The sequence below is a fragment of the Zhenhengia yiwuensis genome, assembly GCF_014384995.1.
Taxonomy (GTDB): domain Bacteria; phylum Bacillota; class Clostridia; order Lachnospirales; family Cellulosilyticaceae; genus Zhenhengia; species Zhenhengia yiwuensis.
In genome coordinates this window covers 34,226-55,098 of record NZ_JACRSY010000002.1, presented here as the reverse complement: position 1 = coordinate 55,098, position 20,873 = coordinate 34,226, and the positions used below count along the sequence as shown (strand labels likewise).

The 20,873-nt window shown below is 33.3% G+C and carries 21 protein-coding genes and 1 tRNA gene; 4 read left to right on the top strand and 18 right to left on the bottom strand.

What is annotated here, in order from left to right:
- Positions 1-9: 9 nt before the first annotated feature.
- From sdaAB to H8718_RS01345, 3 genes are all read right to left on the bottom strand, one after another.
- Positions 10-672, bottom strand: coding sequence for an L-serine ammonia-lyase, iron-sulfur-dependent subunit beta (sdaAB, locus tag H8718_RS01355; RefSeq protein ID WP_177669193.1), 663 nt, complete (start codon positions 670-672; stop codon positions 10-12).
- An 87-nt stretch (positions 673-759) separates the two neighbouring features.
- Positions 760-918 (bottom strand): YhgE/Pip domain-containing protein, encoded by a 159-nt coding sequence (locus tag H8718_RS01350; RefSeq protein ID WP_177669191.1) that lies wholly within the window; start codon positions 916-918, stop codon positions 760-762.
- A 123-nt stretch (positions 919-1,041) separates the two neighbouring features.
- Positions 1,042-2,298, bottom strand: a complete 1,257-nt coding sequence (locus H8718_RS01345; protein ID WP_249331247.1) for a copper amine oxidase N-terminal domain-containing protein — start codon at positions 2,296-2,298, stop codon at positions 1,042-1,044.
- A gap of 146 nt (positions 2,299-2,444) precedes the next feature.
- Here H8718_RS01345 and H8718_RS01340 point away from each other — a divergent pair, with 146 nt between their 5' ends.
- On the top strand, positions 2,445-3,080 hold the full coding sequence (locus H8718_RS01340; RefSeq protein ID WP_249331246.1) for a lactate utilization protein: 636 nt from the start codon (positions 2,445-2,447) through the stop codon (positions 3,078-3,080).
- 180 nt (positions 3,081-3,260) lie between these two features.
- Here the strand turns inward: H8718_RS01340 and gnpA are convergent, their stop codons facing one another.
- Entirely contained in the window at positions 3,261-5,426 is a 2,166-nt protein-coding gene (gene gnpA, locus H8718_RS01335; protein ID WP_249331245.1) for a 1,3-beta-galactosyl-N-acetylhexosamine phosphorylase, read from the bottom strand.
- Between the two features lie 209 nt (positions 5,427-5,635).
- Here gnpA and H8718_RS01330 point away from each other — a divergent pair.
- Positions 5,636-5,708: transfer RNA gene (locus H8718_RS01330), tRNA-Thr, on the top strand.
- 681 nt (positions 5,709-6,389) lie between these two features.
- On the opposite strand, the gene H8718_RS01325 is transcribed toward H8718_RS01330, so the two are convergent.
- Positions 6,390-6,617 carry a hypothetical protein gene (locus H8718_RS01325; RefSeq protein ID WP_249331244.1) on the bottom strand — a complete coding sequence of 76 codons (228 nt, stop codon included), beginning with the start codon at positions 6,615-6,617 and terminating at the stop codon, positions 6,390-6,392.
- A gap of 368 nt (positions 6,618-6,985) precedes the next feature.
- Between H8718_RS01325 and H8718_RS01320 the strand changes: the two genes are divergently transcribed.
- The gene (locus H8718_RS01320; RefSeq protein WP_249331243.1) at positions 6,986-7,954 is read left to right on the top strand and encodes a hypothetical protein; all 969 of its coding nucleotides are present in this window, start codon (positions 6,986-6,988) and stop codon (positions 7,952-7,954) included.
- Positions 7,955-7,978: 24 nt separating this feature from the next.
- On the opposite strand, the gene H8718_RS01315 is transcribed toward H8718_RS01320, so the two are convergent.
- The 5 genes from H8718_RS01315 to H8718_RS01295 form a co-directional block, all read right to left on the bottom strand.
- The gene (locus H8718_RS01315; RefSeq protein WP_249331242.1) at positions 7,979-9,310 is read right to left on the bottom strand and encodes a DNA cytosine methyltransferase; all 1,332 of its coding nucleotides are present in this window, start codon (positions 9,308-9,310) and stop codon (positions 7,979-7,981) included.
- Positions 9,311-9,884: 574 nt separating this feature from the next.
- Positions 9,885-11,345: a hypothetical protein gene (locus tag H8718_RS01310; protein WP_249331241.1), complete on the bottom strand. Its 1,461-nt coding sequence runs from the start codon at positions 11,343-11,345 to the stop codon at positions 9,885-9,887.
- A gap of 49 nt (positions 11,346-11,394) precedes the next feature.
- Positions 11,395-11,730: a hypothetical protein gene (locus H8718_RS01305; protein WP_249331240.1), complete on the bottom strand. Its 336-nt coding sequence runs from the start codon at positions 11,728-11,730 to the stop codon at positions 11,395-11,397.
- Positions 11,731-11,797: 67 nt separating this feature from the next.
- A complete protein-coding gene (locus tag H8718_RS01300) occupies positions 11,798-13,177 on the bottom strand; it encodes an S-layer homology domain-containing protein (protein WP_249331239.1) in 1,380 nt (459 codons plus the stop codon).
- Between the two features lie 93 nt (positions 13,178-13,270).
- Positions 13,271-13,462 carry a helix-turn-helix domain-containing protein gene (locus tag H8718_RS01295; protein ID WP_249331238.1) on the bottom strand — a complete coding sequence of 64 codons (192 nt, stop codon included), beginning with the start codon at positions 13,460-13,462 and terminating at the stop codon, positions 13,271-13,273.
- A 154-nt stretch (positions 13,463-13,616) separates the two neighbouring features.
- Between H8718_RS01295 and H8718_RS01290 the strand changes: the two genes are divergently transcribed.
- Positions 13,617-13,916: a helix-turn-helix domain-containing protein gene (locus H8718_RS01290; RefSeq protein WP_249331237.1), complete on the top strand. Its 300-nt coding sequence runs from the start codon at positions 13,617-13,619 to the stop codon at positions 13,914-13,916.
- A gap of 229 nt (positions 13,917-14,145) precedes the next feature.
- Here H8718_RS01290 and H8718_RS01285 read toward each other — a convergent pair whose 3' ends face one another.
- From H8718_RS01285 to H8718_RS01250, 8 genes are all read right to left on the bottom strand, one after another.
- Complete coding sequence (locus H8718_RS01285) at positions 14,146-14,334, bottom strand: hypothetical protein (protein WP_249331236.1); 189 nt, start codon at positions 14,332-14,334, stop codon at positions 14,146-14,148.
- Between the two features lie 207 nt (positions 14,335-14,541).
- Entirely contained in the window at positions 14,542-16,056 is a 1,515-nt protein-coding gene (locus H8718_RS01280) for a tyrosine-type recombinase/integrase (protein ID WP_249331235.1), read from the bottom strand.
- A 210-nt stretch (positions 16,057-16,266) separates the two neighbouring features.
- On the bottom strand, positions 16,267-16,851 hold the full coding sequence (locus H8718_RS01275; protein ID WP_249331234.1) for a recombinase family protein: 585 nt from the start codon (positions 16,849-16,851) through the stop codon (positions 16,267-16,269).
- A 361-nt stretch (positions 16,852-17,212) separates the two neighbouring features.
- Positions 17,213-18,103, bottom strand: coding sequence for a hypothetical protein (locus tag H8718_RS01270; RefSeq protein WP_249331233.1), 891 nt, complete (start codon positions 18,101-18,103; stop codon positions 17,213-17,215).
- A 145-nt stretch (positions 18,104-18,248) separates the two neighbouring features.
- A complete protein-coding gene (locus tag H8718_RS01265; protein WP_249331232.1) occupies positions 18,249-18,890 on the bottom strand; it encodes a hypothetical protein in 642 nt (213 codons plus the stop codon).
- Positions 18,891-19,186: 296 nt separating this feature from the next.
- Entirely contained in the window at positions 19,187-19,558 is a 372-nt protein-coding gene (locus H8718_RS01260) for a hypothetical protein (protein WP_249331231.1), read from the bottom strand.
- A gap of 148 nt (positions 19,559-19,706) precedes the next feature.
- Complete coding sequence (locus H8718_RS01255) at positions 19,707-20,018, bottom strand: hypothetical protein (RefSeq protein WP_249331230.1); 312 nt, start codon at positions 20,016-20,018, stop codon at positions 19,707-19,709.
- 142 nt (positions 20,019-20,160) lie between these two features.
- On the bottom strand, positions 20,161-20,814 hold the full coding sequence (locus H8718_RS01250) for a hypothetical protein (protein WP_249331229.1): 654 nt from the start codon (positions 20,812-20,814) through the stop codon (positions 20,161-20,163).
- Positions 20,815-20,873 lie beyond the last annotated feature (59 nt).

Sequence of the window (20,873 nt, the reverse complement as noted above, 5' to 3'; positions counted from 1 at the left end):
AATCTAGGCTTAGATAATTCTTACACTTAAGATGGATGCATGTTCACGAATTTTATCTTGAACACGTTCATCAATATGCTCATCTGTTTCAATAATAGTAAAAGCAAATGCTCCTTTGTCTTCTCTATAAAGACGCATAAAAGCAATATTAATATTGTACTCACTTAAAGAACTTGTAATATAAGCTACAACACCAGGTGTATCCTGTTGTTTAATAATCATCGTACAGTACTCACCTGTAAACTCTACATCTACACCATTAATCTGATCAATACGCACATTACCCCCACCAATAGAAGCACCTACAACACTTGTTGTTTCACCTTTATCATCTACTACAATAACTTCAACTGTATTAGGATGATCTGTATGCTTTATCGTATTAGGCTCAAAAGTATAACAAAGACCTGCCTCTTTGGCATAAGTAAACGCATCTTTAATGCGCTCGTCTTCTGTATCCATTCCTAGAATGCCTGCAACTAAAGCTTTATCTGTACCATGCCCCTTGTAAGTTTGGGCGAAAGAACCATATAAAATAAACTTTACCTCACGAATCTCACCTTGAATAAGCTTACGTACAAGTAAAGCAATACGTACAGCACCTGCTGTATGAGAACTTGAAGGCCCAATCATATTCGGCCCGATTACGTCAAAAATACTAATCTCTTTCATTTTTGTTTACCTCGTCTCATTTTGACATTTTCATATTCTATTATACATAATATACACTTTTTAAGCCAAACCTATTTTCAAAAATTTTCACCTATGATTAAGTCCTTCTAGTGGTTCTTTAAAGAGCAAACCTAATTTATTAATATGCCTAAGCGCTTCCACCACTTCATTCCCTCTATTAAGCTCCTCGCCAAGCAAAGTAGTCCCTCCATCTTCATTGACAATAGCTACTTTAATATGTGCCATTGCACCATAAGGACCCCAATTTTCTTTAATGCTAAACAAGACATAAAGGAAAGGTAGTTTAATTCAAAAAAGGAATTTATACAAAAGAAGGAGCTGACTTATAGCAGCTCCTTCTTTTGTTTTTTATTGGATTGTAATGTAATTACCTTGTGACACTACTGTATAACCAAGTGTTTGTAATTCTTCTAAGCTCATATAAGATGTACTCTCTTTTGTGATAACATTTAATGCTTTAAATGTATCATTTGCTTTGATGCCTACTTTTTTAGTTTGTGCATCATATACAACTTCTTGACCAAGTGCACCTAATACTGCTTTTGCAGGTACAAAAGTTTTACCATTCTCTACAACTACTTTACAAGGAGTAAACTCACCTGTAGCAGTTGTCATCATATTGCTTGTACGGTCAATCATAACCACCTTTCCTGCAATTAATTCTGCTAATTCAGCATCTGTTAATTGAAGTACTTTTTCTGGCATTGTAATCGTAGTAGGTGCTACTTTTTTAGAAGTCATTGCTACATCCATATTCATCTTTAAGCCTGTGAATGTAGGTTCGTCTACTACTAAAGTTACTTTTTCAGTTACTACATTCTCTTCAATCGTATAATCCATTTTAAATGAACCTGTAAGCATAGTACTAATCATTTGAACAAGTTGATCCATCTCAGCTTGGACACTATTCATTTCAGCTTGAGCTTGTTTAATCTCTTCTGCTGTTAAACCAAGTTTGAAAGTTTTATTTAAGCTTTCTAGATTATTTGTTCCTGTTACAATAATATTTTTAACAAGATTACAAATTTCTGTTTGATCTAAATCTACACTGTAAGTATTGCCTTTTTTAGTAAGCTCTACATTAATACCCATATCCTCTGCAACATCTGCAAAAGTTTTGTAAAACTCTTTGATTGCTGCTGGATCCTGTGTAAGTGCTGCAAGTAATTCTTGTTGAAGTGGGTTAACTTCTAATAAAATATATTCTACATCTTCACGAGCAAGCTCTTCAGGTACTTCCTTACCACTTACTTTAAGCATGTCTGTAATGTAGTTTTTGCTTATTGCCATTTGCCCATCTACCATATACATCTTAATATCTTTCATTTCAATGCTTTGTGTAGGGTCAGATGGCATGTCCATTTTCATAGACATATTGATAGAGCTACTCATATCTTTTGTATTACTCATACCATCTAAGTCCATAGCTACATTAACGGTTTCACCTTGGATGCTCATTGTCATGTTAACAGTACCTTTCACTTCTGCTGCTTCCCATTGCTGAACTTCCTGCATTTTGTTCCAAAACTCAAGTTGAGTGCTTGTACATCCTGTAAAGACCATGGCAAGTACTAATAATAAAATAGGTAATACTCTTTTTTTCATAATATCCCCCTTTAATTTTTTTTACTTTTTTATTATACTCTTTTCTCTACTTTTTTCCAATATTTAATAAATTACATTCTGTTTACAATTTATCATTAATATATAAATATGGTATAATAAAAAAATACTTAAGTGGAGGGATTAAAATGAGTATTCAAAATGATTTTTACAAACTACAAGCATCAACCTTAATCAAAAATTTAGAAAAACGTCATATGAAAGGCTATTACTGCAATACCAAAGCAGAAGCTTTAGACCTTGCACTTTCTCTCATGCCTGAAAATTCTAGCATTGCTTGGGGCGGTTCTGAAAGTATTAAGGAAATAGGCCTTATCGATGCACTTTATGCCTCTAATGCCTATACCCTGTATGACCGTGCCAAAGTAGCACCTGAACAAATTGATGAGACTCTCCGTAAGGCCTTCTTTGCAGACTTCTTCCTTATGAGCAGTAATGCTATTACTTTAGATGGACAGCTAATCAACATAGATGGAACAGGTAATCGCATCTCTGCTCTTACTTTTGGTCCAAAAGAAGTCATTATGATTGTAGGGATGAACAAAGTCACTAAAACTGTAGAAGCTGGCATTGACCGCATCAAGAATGTTGCCTCTCCTCAAAATGCTATTCGTCTTAACCGTAAAACACCTTGTGGTGTTACAGGTGTATGTGGTAACTGTTTAAGCCCTGACTGCATGTGCATGCATACAGTGATTACACGTAACAGCCGCGTGGATGGACGTATTAAAATTATTTTAGTAGGGGAAAGCTTAGGTTATTAAAAACTTAGCTCTTACATATGTTGCTAGGCTTCTTAAATCATCTAAAATAAACCTAAGAAAAAGCGTACTGCATTTTTGCAGTACGCCTTTTCTATTCTTTAATCTATTCATTCACTTAGACTTACTTGTCTAATAGTCTTATACCTTAATCTCATTACTTTACTCTACATTTAATTCCTTCTAGATTTCATACCATTTAATTTCATTAGCATCCATGCTTAATTCAAATGAAGTGCCATCTCCACGGTATACTGTCGTTGTTTGTGGTTCATAAGTATTATTAACTACGCAGTATTTACCATTTTTAACGTAAGCATGTACTTCTACATTAAAGTTCGTGCTATACCACTTATGAAGATTTTCTTCATCATGTACACTCCATAAAATACTGCGATATAAAATACGGCTATTTTCAAAGCTATATGGTAAGCCTGAAATATAAACTGCACGACCTTTTCCATATTCGTTAACAGCCATTTGTACTTCTTTTTCTTTATGATTTAAAATCGTTGTCCCTTCAAGGGCAAAAATATTTTTCTTACCTTCACCAAAGTCTACTGGCTTCGTACAATCTTCTAAAATAAAGTGATTTGGATGCTCTTCCCAATTATATTTATCATATCCAAGTGTAAAGCCTCTTTCTTCTTCTACCCCGAATACATTTGCAAGTTGGAAGAATCGTCCTTGGTATTGATGCCCTGAAGGCTCTCCTATACCAATAATACCATGACCATTATGAACAAATTCGCGAATAGTCGTTACAATAGCTGGGTCTTCCCAAACATCTCCGCCAGTATGTGCTGTATCTGCATCTCCAACTGTAATAATGACATCTATATCTTTTAAGCAATCTGGATTTTCTTTAATATCGTCGAAGCTAATGAATTTTACATCAAAAGGTGCACCTGATAAAGCTTCTATAATCCCTGCATAGCTATAGTTTTGTTTTTGATAAAGGGCATGATGTACCATATGACATCCCCATGCACGCATTTTACCCCAACTATTTAAAACAGCAACTTTTTTAATGCAGTAAGGTGTAGTCCCTTTAATATTTTCATATAGAAGTCTAAATTCATTACATACACTTTCTACATATTCGATAAAATCTGGGAATTGGCAAGCAAGTTTTAAGTAACCACCGTAGCCAATACGATCAATAGGCTTACGTAAAATAGCACGTCTTGCAGTTACCCAGTTTACTTTTGCTTCTTTTACTGGATCTCCACCTTCATGGAAAGTATCTGGGAAGAAATAAGGTAAAAAACGACCTTCTGTATAAGATACACCTTCTATATCACTAATAAGACGTAAAGTAGACCCGTTTCCAACACTTCCTACTACGGCATCAAGTCCAATCGTTTTAAACTCATCCATAAAAGGCTCTGTTCCAATCCAGTGGTCTCCAAGGAACATCATGGCTTCTTTGCCACATTCATGTGTAATGTCGACCATCTCTTTTGCAAGTTTAGCAACTTCTCTTCTTTGGAATGCTTGGAAATCTTTGAACTCTTTAGTTGGCACACGATATTGGTTATTGTAATAACCTTGGTCAATGATATATTCTGGACGGAATTTATAACCTACTTCTTGTTCAAATTGTTCTAAGATATATGGGCTTACTGAAGCAGAGTAGCCATACCAATCTACATAGCGTTCTCTTGCTAGTTCATCAAATACAAGTGTAAATTGATGGAAGAAAGTTGTATAACGGATAACATTTACATATGGATGCTCTTCAATAAATTTACGAAGGCGTTTCATAGTAAATTCACGTGTTTTGGGTTGCCTTACATCAAATGTAATTTGATGCTCTACATCTTTCCAGTCATTCACAACTGCATTATACATATGTACAGGGTCCCATATAATAAAAGCTAAAAAGCTTACAGTATATTCATGAAAAGCCTTAGCACAGTCAAAAATAACTTTGCCTGATGCTTCATCAAATTCCCATACAGTTGGGTCAAGTATACTACCTTCTGTTCGGTCTACAACTTCCCACCAACGTTTACAATCTTTTGGATTTGGTTTAAGCATATCAGGATAAAGCCCTTTCATAAGCTCAATCTCCATATGAGCGCCTTCTGCTGTATAGAAAGGTGTCATTAAATACATTTGTTGTACTTCATCTGGATTTGCTTTGGCCCATTCATTATCTTTACGTGTTGTATAATATGTAGAATAAATTTTAGCACCTGTATCTTTTAATTCCTGAGGAAAATCTGTTCCATCACAATCTCTAATGGCATCTGCTCCCCATTTTTCTAACATTTCTTTTGTTTGTGGTATAACATCCACATCTGTTGGAATGGTTACTCTTCCATAGTTATATACTTCTTTCATTTTGCCCTCCTCAAGTTATCCTTAGACTTTTAACTTATTCATAGCTTACCTTACAAATATTATAAATAATTTAAATTATTATATATATATAATTTTTTTACCAAAATTTAAGAATTTTTCACTTTAATTACTTCACTAAAAATCTAAGTAAATCTTTATTGACATGAGTCCACCAATATGTTATTCTATAAACGAATTAAATATGCCTTGCTGCTATAGCACAGTCGGTAGTGCACTACATTGGTAGTGTAGAGGTCACGGGTTCGATTCCCGTTAGCAGCTGTATAAAAAAAAAGTGAGTAACTTCAAAGTTTTTTGAAAGTACTCACTTTTTTTATTTAACTTGTTTTGTGTTGCCATTTGCCATCTTTGTTGCCTCTTGTGTTGCCCCCTTCCAACATCATATAATTTACTCAATACTTCATAAACCCTCCAAGAAGGCAGCATACAATCCCATCTTATTAGCACGCATTTATTTAATTTTTACAGCACATTACATTTTTTCTATTTTATATTGCACTTTTATTTCACACACTAAAAAAGACACTAGTACTAGAATACTAATGTCTTAATAACATTTTAAGTTTACCTTCCTTTTTATTTTACTTATTTGAGTGTTATCAGCTAGACTACACGTTAAACAGAAACCGTATTTATATACTAATATTTCATATTAAAACTATTCGCATTTTAATCCAAGTATTATCAAACTAATTTACTACCCCTCTCTTAGCATACATAGATTTTAGACTCCTTAGCTTTATACTTTTTACAAATTTTATATGACTCTATTTATCTTGAACTTCATATACTTTATTAAAATTATATACTAAAGTTTACATTTAAACATCATCTACTTTCTTCTTTGTAAAATTCCAAAGATATTTTAAGACTAAAAATAATGGTTACCTACTAGTAATTGATGATTATTTCTCTCTCCTAGTAAGTAGCCATTTGGTTTTTTTATGTATCATTTATTGCTTGTATATACACTGTTCTTACTGCAATTGTCCTTTCAATACTTTCTAGCTCTTCGTACTCCAGTAGTGTTTGCTTTGTAGATGGATTTGCCTTTGAAAATAGTTTCTTCTTTGCTTTTCTTAGCCTTTTTACTTGTTGATTATTCATCTCCATTTCTGTTAAGATTTGTTCTAGCCTTTTGTCAAGTAGTACTGCTGATTTTACTTTCAAAACCTTTATCACCTCAGTTCTGCAAAGTAAAAGAGTAATAGGTTTTAAATCTTTAGCGAAAGACTTATCCTATTACTCTTTTTATTTCTGTATGATGTAATCATCATACAAGAACTACATATTTATAATATAAGTTTGTAAAGTGATTCAAAACATTTTATATAATTCTCACAAATTAAACTAGAGTTTATCTACGAACTCCCTCTTCTGTAAATGTTTTTTTTAACACACTCTCTGTTGGAAGCATAGAGCATATCAAAATGATGTTTGAACATTAATCCAATATATTTAATAATCATAAATAAACTTTATTACATGCTTTTACAATGATATACTTATTATATTCTAATTTGAAAGGAGGTGAGTTAATGTCTCAAAATATAATTGAGTATTTAAGGCAAGAGTCCATCAATAACTTATTTAGTACCAGTAGCTTTTCTAGTAGTTGGGTAACTTGGAAACCTATAATCAATTCTTATAAACCTAATACATCTTCAAGAAATATTATTGATTTAGGAGATAAACTCTCTCAAATCTTCACAACCACTGCCCCTTCTGGCAGAGATAATAAAGCTGTTTCAACTGGTGGGAATGCATGGGAAGCTCTTGTCTGTTGGTATCTAAATCTCTGCTCAATTGGCAGACGTACTGTGATTATTAAACATTCTAAAAAGTTAATACCTCCACCAATTAGCGATGCTATCACAGTTACCTATAACACTTTTGCATCCAATACTGAATCTGACTTAGTAGCAATAACTTTTCCAGATAAGCTAGAATATTCTATACCAAAAGAATCTATTGTTATAAAAGATACTAATGGTAATATAGTTCCTACTAGCACTACACGTACATCAAGGGGAACTACTATTAGCAAGTTCAACTATCTGAATGTTATTAATGCTCTTGTTGAAAGAGATTTTAATGAGATTGAAATTCATATCATACAATGTAAAACAAATTGGAATGATAATGCTCAGATTCCAATGCTCTGGGATATGGTATACTCTGCTACTACTTTTAAACGTAGTATTTACATTGGTCAAAATGGCTATTCAATCAATAATGCAAAAGATTTTACTTATTCTTTTGTTACTGTTCCAACTATTTCTGCTGATGCAAAGGCAAGTCTAAATCCTAACTCAACATGTGTTAGACGTGTTAATAGTCTTTCTGGAGGCAATTACTGGGGATTGCCAACTAAATCTGGTGTTGCAAGTTCCTTAAAAGAAATGTTAACCCGAAACCTTGCTAATGGTCATGCAAATAGTCATTTAACTTCTCTTAGCACTGAAATTGCTAACCTTTCTACCACATACTCCTATTTTAATTTTTAGTATCACAAAAGCACTGAATGCATATTATGCATCCAGTGCTTTCCGTATCTCTAGTGCTATTGCTCTTGCTAATAATGGCGGGACTGCATTTCCTACTTGTGTATACTGTGGTACTTCTAATTTTCTTCTCTCTCCACCCGTAGTCCTTTTACCTAAGAACATAAAATTATCATCAAATGACTGTAATCTTGCCATTTCTCTAACTGAAAATGTTCTATCTTCAAATGGTGATATATAATCATCTGGTAATGTTACTACTGTTAATGATGTTTTATTTCTATCCAATCTAGTACGGATAGTCTTTCTTGTAAGTAATGCATCCAACATTTCATCTGTTACTTGCCCTTTTTTGAATAACTTAATCAACTCTTTTTCATTCATCCCTAGTTTTTTACAACATTCTGTTACTAGATACCCTTTTCTTTGTAAATTAATACCTTGACTTAATATACGTTTTCTTACTGCTTGCCCATCTTCTCCCTCCTGAAATAAAGAAAATCTCTCAACTATAAATGGTAAATGAGTAGATAATTCCGTATTGTATAATACACCATCATTACTAGGCAATAGCCCATCAACTCTAAAAGTTCTACCTGTAATTGAATCTCTTTGATATTCTGTTAACTCGGGATTTACTACTCTACGCACTCTAGCATTTTTAATTAAATCTCCTATAGCATCTAACACAGTAACTTTTTCTTCCTCTGTGTACATTGGCTGTGGATACATTGGAGCTTGTTCACTCTCACGATACGCAAGAAATATAGCTCTCCTGCGTCTTTGTGGTACTCCATAATCAGATGCATCTAGCACTTTTGGTTCTAAAGTGTTATATCCTAATAAATGAAATTCACTTCTTAGAATCTGTGGAGCAGTAGTTCCATCTGGATACTTTTGCCCTGTAACGCCTACAAATCCTTTAAATTTAGTATCATTAAATCCCTCTACATTCTCCATCACTACATACTTTGGATTAATTTCACTTACTACTCTTAGATACTCTTTAAACAATAAATTTCTAGGGTCGTTAATATCTCTTTTACCCGCTCTACTGAATCCTTGACAGGGTGGTCCCCCAAAAATACAGTCTACTTCTTGAATTACTATTCCTTGATTTCTGAAATATTCAAGACTACGGATAGCATTCCAAATTACTTCTCCTGTGAGTTCTCTAATATCTTCTCGGCAAAAATATGTATTATAGCCTTGAAGCAATCCTAACTGTTCATGCCTATTTACATATGTCTTTTCTACATCTGCATTTATATCACTTGAAAATAGGATATGAAATCCAGCCTGTATTATGCCTTCACTCATGCCCCCTGCTCCACAAAATAAGTCTATAGCATATGGCATAGTTTCACCTCCTGTACTTTATATAATTTACCATAAGTAAACCTAAAAGTCCAGGGGTAATTTAAAAAATGTGTATTTATCAACAGTCCTCCCATAACTTAACCTCTCAGATTTTATATTTAGAAGTTATTCAACTATACGATATGAATCACCTATCATTCTATAAACCTAAGGTATTCTATTTTCTTTTAAGTATATTTTATAACAAAAATCCCCTCTATCAGATTAAATTTTCTGAAAGATGGAATTTCACCAATGGAGGTGAGGGACATCGAACCCTATCCCATTTGATATCGTAGTGTCAACAACTACCCCTTACTTAATTTATTAGTTATAGTATCTTGCTAATACTCTAAGCAGTACGCTATTCTTAAAGTTCTACTTGATGTGAAATCACAAAAAGAATTTTTGTATATTCTCAGTTCAATATTCATTACATAATAGTCGTGACACATATTATTTAATGTTTCATCTATCACCTATAAAACTACCTACCTGTACAATAAGCACTGAAAAATGCACCCCTTGCTTAACAAGAGATGCATTATATGTATATATATACTTTCAATCCTGACTATTTATATTTTTTCTGAAGTGCTTCTAATTGTTTATTTGATAAAATCCCACCATCTTTATGATACTCTACAAGATTCCATCCTAACTTACCATTTTGAGAAACTTGTTTAACGACTGCATAGCCTGTTCCTCGTAATTCTCCATACTGTTTTTCTTCTTTACTCCAAGAACTATATGGTCTCATCCAATCCTCATTATTGTCTTCTAGCCAAGTAGAATCAAATTCATATAAATCAAAGGTTACGCAATATGTTGTGTTATTTAATGCATACATATTTTTAATATCTGTTCCATATTTTAACACTCCTGACCCTTTCTCCATACTCGGAAAATAATATTTATCTTTAGCTTTGTAGTAATTGAAAAAATCTTTTGAAGTTGTTCTATTAATATCTGGTTTTACCCCAAACAAGTCATGGATATACTTATCTACAATATCAATCTTATAAGCATCATAGTGCCAATTATTAATTGTTGTACCATCGAACCTATCACCTCCTAAATCTATTAAACCATCAAATTGATTAATATGTGCTACCTTTATTAACTCATGATCGTTATAACTATTAATATCAAACTTAAAAGAATTCAATGCATAAGGAAAGTTTGATAAAAATCTTCCTATTTGTTCTTTTTCTTCTTTAGATTTAATAGGATAAACATCTTTAATAGAAGCATTCACCTTATTTACCTTATTATCGAGTTCCTTATAGAACTTCATAAATTGCTCATTGCCATTTGAAGTATCAATACTAAATGCAGGTGAGCCTGCTTCACCATAACAAATGAGTATTCCTGCTGTGTACTTCTTCATTAGATTATTATAAGTATTTTCAGTGATTGTTTTAGTTTTACCACCTTGTATCTGAGTGAATGATTTGCGTTCCTTTAAAGAATCATCAACTGTTGATTCCCATAAACCTTTTACTTCTTCAATCTTTACTAATTTTCCACTTTTTACTGTATAAATTGCTATATCGTCTATACTTACATTATCATAAGGAGACTTTCCATGCCCATGAGATAATTGTGTTCTATGTACCAAGTAATCTTTGCCTTCTATTTTAGTCATATAGATGTCTCGACTATCTCTACGATGTCTTATATTATTATATTCTGATGAGATAGGATAAGCCTTGCCTGACTTATACCCCCATATAGATTCTACATATCCACCTATACTGTTTTCATCATTTTGTGAACGTATCATATAGAGTTCTGGAATGCCATCCCCTTCAAAATCTTGAAGATTTGCATAGACTAAACCATTCCCTCTTACCTCTCCTCTATCTTTATAGATACCATGTGTCTTAATAACATCTGTTAAAACATTATAATACCCTTTAGCTAGAGCTGTATCTACTGTATTTGCATATAATAGATTACTCATTCCACTTACTCCTATAAGCAATGCTCCTACACCTATAGATTTAACCACATTTAATAATTTGTTATTCACTGGAACCACCTCTTGATATAATGTTTAACCTTTTTCTTTCACTTCATTATCAGCCATTACCTGCTGTCATCACATGACTTCCAAATGCCACCAAAAAGGTTAGTGCCAATCCTAAAAAACAAAGTGCACTATGTACGCCAAATAGACGTAATATTTCCCATACAAGATAACCATATAGCCCTGATACTGTTACCATCATAATTGTTCCTATAAGTGGTAAGCTCCATGCTATTAATATTCCAAGAAATGCTATGACCCCTGCCCATAAGGAATCATTAATCCCTCCTATAATACAACTTGCTACCACTGTCTCCCAAAACATTACTGCACCAAATCGCTTACTCACTTCATATGCGTGTAATCCATCTCTAATTTGACTCCACATCATGAATCCTCCTTTAATTCTTTACCTCTATCACAATTAACTATTATGAGCTGAATAGCCTACTTATCTACTTAATCTTTTTAACTTTCAACTTAATAAGTCCATCCTCATACTTATTAAAATCTATTAAAGTACTTTTCGTTTCTTTTCCATCTATAACCATCACAAAATGCTCACTTTCTAAGGTAACCTCTAATTGAGAGTTACTCTCCTTCAGGTAAGGAATATAAGTATCTATGCTTGAATACCCCGTTTCCTGCCCTGTTACTAAATCTTTTACATAAAAATAAATGCCATCTTTGTATTGTCCATCTAATTCAAAAGCAATACCTATGTTATTAGGGTTTGTTGCAAATATATTTATTTCAGGTATGTACTCTGTTTCACTTGCTCCGTAAAGTATGGGTTTATTTGTGTCTTCACTTATTCCTTGTGTCACTTTAATTTCAACATAATGATTTTTCTTTAATTCCAACTCCTCAATCGAGTTAAAATAGACCCCTTCTACATTTGCATCATAATTTCGTAAATAGAGTCTGAATACATCGCCTTCCTTATATTTAGGTACATTAAACTTTAAGATATTGGAATACCATTCTGTTGCATTCTCCTTACTAGTAGTCAGCGTCCCAAATGAATTCCCCTTACTATCAGTAAGTTCAAATGTTGCACTTACCATATCGCTATTTTTCATTATCGCTCCATTAACTTGCACATGGAAAGTTGAATCATATTGCTTAGCATTCGCTATATTTTCTATCTTTACTCTTTCAGATGGTTTAATCAACCTGTTTACAATTGCACTTGTTTCTGCTCTTGTAATTTTATTATTAGGTTTAATAGTGTTATCTTGGTAGCCACTGATTACCCCTGCATTAAGCATTTTATACATTTCACTACTATACTTACTACTCATGCTCATATCTTTAATATTACTTATTGAATGGATAGGTTCTAGCATAGTATCTGGGATTGCACCATCTAAGATGTAAATAAGTTCTGCTCTTGTAGCAGGTCTATTCATACTCTCACTCGTAAAATCACCTTGTTTAATAAGGCCATTTTCAATTGCATATTGTTCTACCCCTGAATACCACTTATCACCACTATACTTATTTAATACATCTTGTGAACCTGTATGATAAATTGCATGTACTCGTGATGCTATTGCTATACTTTGTGCTACTGTAATGGAACTATTAGGGTTAAACTTATCTTCTGATTCTCCTGCCATTAATCCTAACTCATAAACAGATTGAACACTACTAGAGAACCAGTCTTTTAAAGCTACATCGCTAAATGTATTATTTTTATATTCACTTACTGCAGTGAAGTGATGAGATAGCATCTTATTTGTATATGCATATGTAGGAGATGCCCCAACTAGAACTACTGAAACTGCTAATGCCCCTGACATAAGTACTTGTCTTAACTTGTTTTTACACATAATTTTAATTCTCCTCTCATTTAAGTTTATCTTTATTTGATTTATAATAGCACCAAGAGTACCTACTTTTATTTTCTTATACAACTTAAACCCTTAAATACTTTCCTTTAGAATTTCTACAGCTGTTACACCTAATACTCGTGAAAAGAGTAAAACTTCTTCTGCTTTTAAAGCTCTCTCACCTTTTTCAATTTTGCAAATTTGTGCTTGGGTCATACCTACTTGCTTTGCTAATTCTACTTGTGTTAATTGATTTAACACTCTTAATTCTTTAATATTATGCATAGTTTTGCGAACACCTCCATAACACTATATTATTCTATATATGAATTGATTTCAAGTTTTTTATTCTGTTTTAGAAATTTATTTGTTTTATGCATGCTCACTTTTTACAATAAACTCAATAGATTTATTCCAAAATAGAATATAGGTGATAAAAATGGATACTGCCAAACGATTAAAACAACTCAGAACTGCAAAGGGATTGACTACAACTGAACTTGCTAAAGCTTGTAACCTTTCTCAAGCTGTTATCAGTAAATTAGAAAATAATAATAGAATTGCTGATGTTCCAACGCTTTCTATTATTTGTGACGCTTTAGGTATTACTTTAAGTGAATTTTTTAATACTCCTAAAGATTTACCTCCACATCTTCAAGAACTCTTAGATATTTCTCAAAAGCTTTCTCCTGAACAAATCAAACTTCTTGGTGAGTTAATCAAATCCTTTACAAAGTAAAAAGCTCCTCTCATATCTCTATTCGAGTATAAGAAAGGAGCTTTGTTTATATTATTCTAGTTAGTTCTTAAAGCTAACTTTTATATTTTGTTTATTTCCTTTAACTATAAAAATTTAGTGTTTAATTCTATTGAAGTTGTGTTATAATATGGGTATAAAGAAAGCACCAGTGCTGGTAACACTGATGCTCCCTGAATGTTTTGTATTTGGGGCTATGAAAACTTACAATTTATTTATCTAAGTTAGAACTGTCTTTCGTAACGGGTGGACAGTTCTTTTGTTTTGCACTAATTTCTAATTCAAAGGATTTAAAACTACCTTTAAGTTTAACTTTATCAATAAAAGTATCTTTCTTTGGATATATAATAATCGCTAATGCAATCACTATAACCAAGATTGTCATGAGTACAAATTCCATCCATAGCACCCCCTTTCGAGTTATGATGTAATTTACACTACTTCACAGCCCTCAGGAGGGTAACATACAACCCCCATGCCACCCTGCATGGTTTTATTTAACCTCTTTAGTATAGCATAAATTTACCATTTTACATAATAATTTTGATAAAAATACTAAAGAGACACCAACATTTTATACAGGTGTCTCTTTAAATGAACTACTCTATTATAAGTCTCTATTCTCAAAATATCCTTTCAACTTTTTAGTTGCAGATAAAAGGTCTCTCTCTTCAACCGATGTGTATATCTTTAAGATAACATCTGTAGTATTATCACCCATAAGTCTCTGAACTGTTGGAATATCAACCCCTTGTTTAATCAAGTTAGTACAGAATGTATGCCTAAATGTATACAATTCATACCCTCTCCCATGAAGTCCTGCCTGTTGCATCGCCTTGCGAAACTTAACACTTAAGCCAGTGCTTCCTATCAGCCCACCTCTTGTAGATGGAAAAACATACTCACATTTTCTAGCCTTTTCATAACTCTTGTCAGACTTAATAAAGTCCTGCCACTCTCTAAGTACCTCAAGCACTTCAGAATTAACTGGAATTTTACGGATACTATAAGGTGTCTTAGTTGTTCCAATAACTGCTCTAATTGTTCCCCTATTTTCTAGCGTCATGCCTTCACGTTCCTGTGTGGCTGCTTGCCTAACATGTATTACCCCTACTTCAAAGTCTACATCACACCACTCAAGTGCTCGTAGTTCACCTGGTCTAAGTCCTGTATACTGCAACACTTTAGCCATTGTGTAGGTACATTGACTATACTCTTTACAAGCTTTAAGAACCTGTTTTAATTCATCATCTTTGAAAGCTTTATATACTTGTTTATTAACCTCCCCTTCTTTAGTTGTCTTAGGTAATTTCATATTGGACATTGGATTTTTTTCTATAAGCTCGCATTCCTTTGCAAATTCTAAAACTCTTTTAAAGATGCCGAATGTTTTATTAATAGTTGCTTGTGCATATTGTTTTTTGAAGTTATTAAAAAACTCTGTAAGGACACTCGCTGTTAGATTTTGAAGTGGTACTTCACCTAAGTCTCTTGCTATTTGTCTCGCTGTTTCAAAATACCCCTCTATAGTATGAGGTTTCACTGTACGTAATGAAAGAAAGTATTCAAAAAAGTCTTTAAGTTTAGTTTGACTTGTTATAAGATTCCCTTTCCAGTAGATACCTCTCTCTTGTACTTCTTGTGAAATTTCATTTAAATGAGCAAGTTCTATATTCAATGCTTCTTTTGCCTCATTTTCACTTTTAAAACTCTTTGATTTTCTTATACGTCTACCATCTGGTGTTTTACCCAAATCTATTTGGTATAGCCACCTGTTAGTTGACTGTACATATGTAATACAACCTTTAGACATATCAACATCACACTCCACTACTTCTATTCTTTCATCTGAAATTTCTTGTTCAGATGTTACCGTAGATGTTGCCACTTGGTCAAGTAAATTTTGATATTCGTTATCATTTAACTCTTCATCGCTAAGCATACACTCAATACCTTTTAAAGGTAATTGTATATTTCTTCCAATTTTTACTACTTTTATTTTTTTACTTTTAGCTTCCATTATAAGCTCGCTTACACTAACACCTAACTCACCACTTAACTCTTCTACTGAGATAAACTCACGACCATACTTTTCTCTTAAAACTTTTACTAAACTAGACATATACAATGCCCTCCTTATTTTTTATTTCATAAGGAATAAGCAATGTCTGTTTTAATATCAGTATTTTGCACGCATGTCCGTTCGTTAGAAAAAATTTATCAGTTACCCCAATATTAAGATGCTTAAAAGCACTAAAAAAGCACCTTACAGTCTGTACAAGCTATCTACTATGCTTGCTTTTAACCTTAGGGGCGAATTTTAATAACTTTTCTATTTATGTATTTCTTCAACTGACCTCGCATTAATTGCACGATATAGGGTGGAAGAACTTATCTGACAGACCTCACATATTTCTCTGACACAATGAAGTTTACTATCATACATGCGAAGTGCTCTCTTTAAATTTTCCTGATTCACTTTAGGTCTTCCACCAGTCATACCTCGAGCACGAGCGGCTGCTCGACCTTCGTCAGCACGTTCTCGCATAATATTTCTTTCAAACTCAACCATACTAGATAGCATACCCAACATGAGCTTACCTGTGGGAGTGGAAAAGTCTATATTCTCTTTTAAGGATATAAATTTGATACCTTTAGCATCCCACTCCTCAACTAAAGCTAATAAATCTTTAGCAGAACGTGAGAGCCTAGACAAGGACTCAACAACTACAGTATCGCCCTCTCTTAGTTGTTGTTTTAGAGCTTCAAATGCAGGTCTATCTTTTTTAACCCCTGAAATTTTTTCCTGAAAGATATCACACTCAATAACACCGAACTGTTGAAGAGCATCGAGCTGTCTAGCAAGATTTTGGTCAGTAGAACTAACACGAGCATAACCAAACGTTTTAATTGCCATATAAATCACTTCTTTCTTTATATATGATGTTGCATAGTAAAAATCTTTTTAGGAAGTGGTTCCATATAACTAACAAGGTTTTGAAAGAGGTTTTAGGTAATACCTTTTGAGAGAGCTTTTGAAAGAACCCCTACTACAAATAGAGCATTTTCTATATCGCTAACAAGGAGTCTCCCAAAAGCACACTTTTGGTAAGCAGGAAGCCTTATAAAACCCACAGGCTGAAATTAAATACAGCCAGTGGGAGAACATAGGATTTTAGACAGCGTATACGCTTTTGTAAGGATTTAAACACCTACTTTATAAGGTTATACCCCTACAGTTTAGGATTTAGCGTAGCGCATTTTTGGAGCTACCTCTATTAAGGAAGAATTTGCACATTTTTAATGTGTAGCAAATTAATCGTTATAAACTCATTCCTAACATCGAGATTAGGAAGTGTAAGGTTAGCCTCACAATATGACCCCTCAACCTGTCGCCATATAGGTTGACACCTATTTACCTCAGATACTCCTAACCATTTACACAATGCATCGCCATTGAGTGTTGTCACAAACTTAATATCTCCACCTAAACTATCTAAACAACTAATACGAATTACTCTGCGTTTCAAAACCCCAAGTAACGCTTTTTTATAACCCCTAAGGACATATGCAGGATATATCGCATTATTTCTGCTATTACTATAAAAAATGCCTTTACCTAGATGATACCCATCAGCATCAGGTCGAAGTACTATCACTTTATGTTTGGACTCTGTTAATTCAGACAATTCAGTTCCATAGCGGTCATTGAAATAGCCTTTATTTAATTTAGCGATGTCCTTAGAATTAATAAAGGGTTTTAACCCCTCAATAATCGCTACCTGTTTAGTAACATAGTAGCTATCAAGTCCATTTTGTCCCTCAGTCTGTACATAGCACAGTGAGCTATAAAGTAAGTAATTTACTAGTAGATTATTAAGATGCAGATTATAAAAGTCATCCCCCAAGTTTAGACCAAAACCTTTTAATAGCTCCTGTTGAACCTGAGCTATCTGAATATCCATAGGTGTGTTTGCTAAACCTGATATTTGACTTAATGGCCTAGAACAATGACAACCTGATGGTTTGAAAAAATCAATCAAAACCCCTTGCTTATGAGCAATTTTATATAAGTTGAAATGAGCAGGAACGTCTAGACATTGTTCAATTGTTAAACCCCTGTTTAACCAACTGTATGCTCGTTTGACTTTTTCACTTATTGGAAACATCAAAAAACCTCCTTTTAAACTTAAATAAGATTTTTTACTACAAATAATATAATTGAATGTCCGTTTTACAATGCGTTATTTATATTTAATATGCTACCCCTATATAAATAAGAAAAGACAGCCCTAATGACTGTCTTAAAATAAGCTACTCCTCTATTAATTCAACCTTTAGAATATCTAGCACATTGATATGCTTATAATTTGGATAAGGTTGATTAAGGTCTGGAAGAATGACCTCACCAATATCACCATATGTATCCGATAATTGACTAATTTCCAACCACTTACTTTTAGCAACTCCCTGACCCCAAACATCTACATCAAACCAGTTTAAACTGGTTTGTAAGCTTTGAATGCCTGAAGGTGTTTTATAGGTGATAAGAACCTCTCCCCTTTTTAACCTCGCATGTAAGGTAGCAAGTTTTTCAGTCACTACATGAACCGGAACAAGCTGAACAGCTCTATCAGAAATATCTATAGTAGCTACAGCTAATTCTAAAAACCCCTTAGCATTAGATTTAATACAAAGTGCCATTTCACCACAAGCATCGCCTTCTGCTACACAGATATCATAATCTTTAAATAACTCTTCTAAATAGGAAGCATCGACTGCCCCTAAGCCTTTTACAAACTCAGCAAAAAGTTCCTTATTCTGAGTAGCGATATAAACAGTATCCTCCCAAGGTAACACTACCCTCACATAACAGATGTAATAAGCTAACATTTTCTCTCTGCTACTATAATTATTTAACTGTGCAAGAATTAAAGATTTATAGATTCTCGTCATTATTGAGACCTCCTCATTAAAGTTTTATAATTAATATAATGACCAGTCACATTGACAAGGAATAAATGCCTTTTAAAATGCTACTCCACCTAACTTTTTATGCTACACACAGGAAAGTTTATCACCCTAATTTCTACAACCACTAAAAGCCTTAACTCATTAAATTTTAACTAAGGTGAAAACTGCCTTTTTCAACATATCACCCTAAAAATGTTAGAAATGCTTTATAAAAGAAGTATTTTTTAATCTTTAATAAAAAGAATAGACCTTTTTATCAAAGGTTGGAAACTTAAGTGTTAAAATTCTTCAAACTCTCCAGCCCCTAATAGGATATTAGTAGCATACCTTATCACTCTATCAGCTCCAAAAATACACTGCTCAATATCTTCATACCTACTATGATGTTTTAACCATGCTTTACACATTTCTCTATCAACAAGAATAATTGTGTCATCAGTTATTGAGCCATACTCTTTAATAAGCCATCTCTTAGCAGGAGAATTAGAACGTCTCCCCCAAGTGATATGCAGATATAACATATTACTCCTGTTTTTGTATAAACACTCTGAAAAGAACTCCTCAGCGTCATCATCAAACTCATTGGAAACTTTTAAAATTAGCTTATCAAACTCAGTATCACAAAAAGTTCCCCATTTATAAGCTACCATAGTTTAATCACCCCACTTTCTTTTTTATTTACACCTTTATAGAGCATGTGCGTGAAATTATGCTATTTTTACAGTCCATATCTACTAAATAGATAGCCTGTCAGACGTAAAAAGGGTAACATCCCTAAGAATGCTACCCCTTACTTATTTAAGCTTCTTCGATATAAGAACTGAAACGCTCCTCTATCACTTGCCACTTATTATGTTTCTCAAGCCACTTATATGCTTCCTCTTCTGTTAAAACTGTGATTGTTGAAGTTCCCCAACTAGTGTTTCCAGCTCTCTCCATATATTTAGTCATAACTCCACCAGCACCATAAAGGAAGTACGCTCCTTTTTTTGTTACATAAACTGCCTCTTCTAAAAATCTTGCATCGCTGTGTGAAAGACCGTTAGAGTATTCACCTAGTAGAATAGCTGTTTCTGTGTTGTAGATTTTACCTTCGATTATTTTTTTCATTTTTTATTTCCTCCTTAAGGACTGTTAATTTTTTTTATAGCATTTTACTTACCTGCTACACCTTTATACTTAATGTCTGTTTTCAAGTGTTAATTTTTTTGTATGTCAGTTTAGTAGAAAAAATTTTTTTAAATTGCTACCCCTATTCTAAAGAGAATAAGAAATTCTCTCTACTCATGTTACCTAATATGTATGCATGAAGTAGCCTTTTCTCATTCGAATACCTACTGTCGCTAGTTTCTAGGATATACCTGATTAAAATAAGTTTTTCTAAAGATAGGTTAGTGAACTCTTTCCTTATATAAGGAAGACTTACAGACTTTAAAAATTCCAATTCACCTATACAGCAACCTAAATCCATCTCTTTAGGAACACGCAAAGGAATTCTATTAGCAATGTCGCCAATTATTAAGTCATTAAGATTATAAATATTGCTACAAGCCTGAAAGTTAGATCGAGCAGACTCAAGGTCACCTGCTAAAAGCAGGTCAAGTGTGTCGACCCCTACTTTACTTTCGATACTTTTGGATAGATAGCTTATAGATGCCTTAATACTATTTACCGTAGTGTTAAACATGCTCGCTACACGAGCATAGTCAAAATGAGTTGTCATGATAGCATCTAATTTAGCCTTTGCAGGAGCTTGCTTCACACCCTCTGTTTTGATAAATTGAATAATCATTTTTAAGAGCTTCATCTTATCCTGTTCTAATTGCCACTCAGGTGACCCCTCGGTATAAAGTGACAGACATTCTTTAATTGTGAAGTGTGCCTCATATAATTTTCTAAGAAACATAAAATTTTAACCCCTCTCTTAAAAATTAGAATAAGCATACTAAAGTTATCCTAATTTTG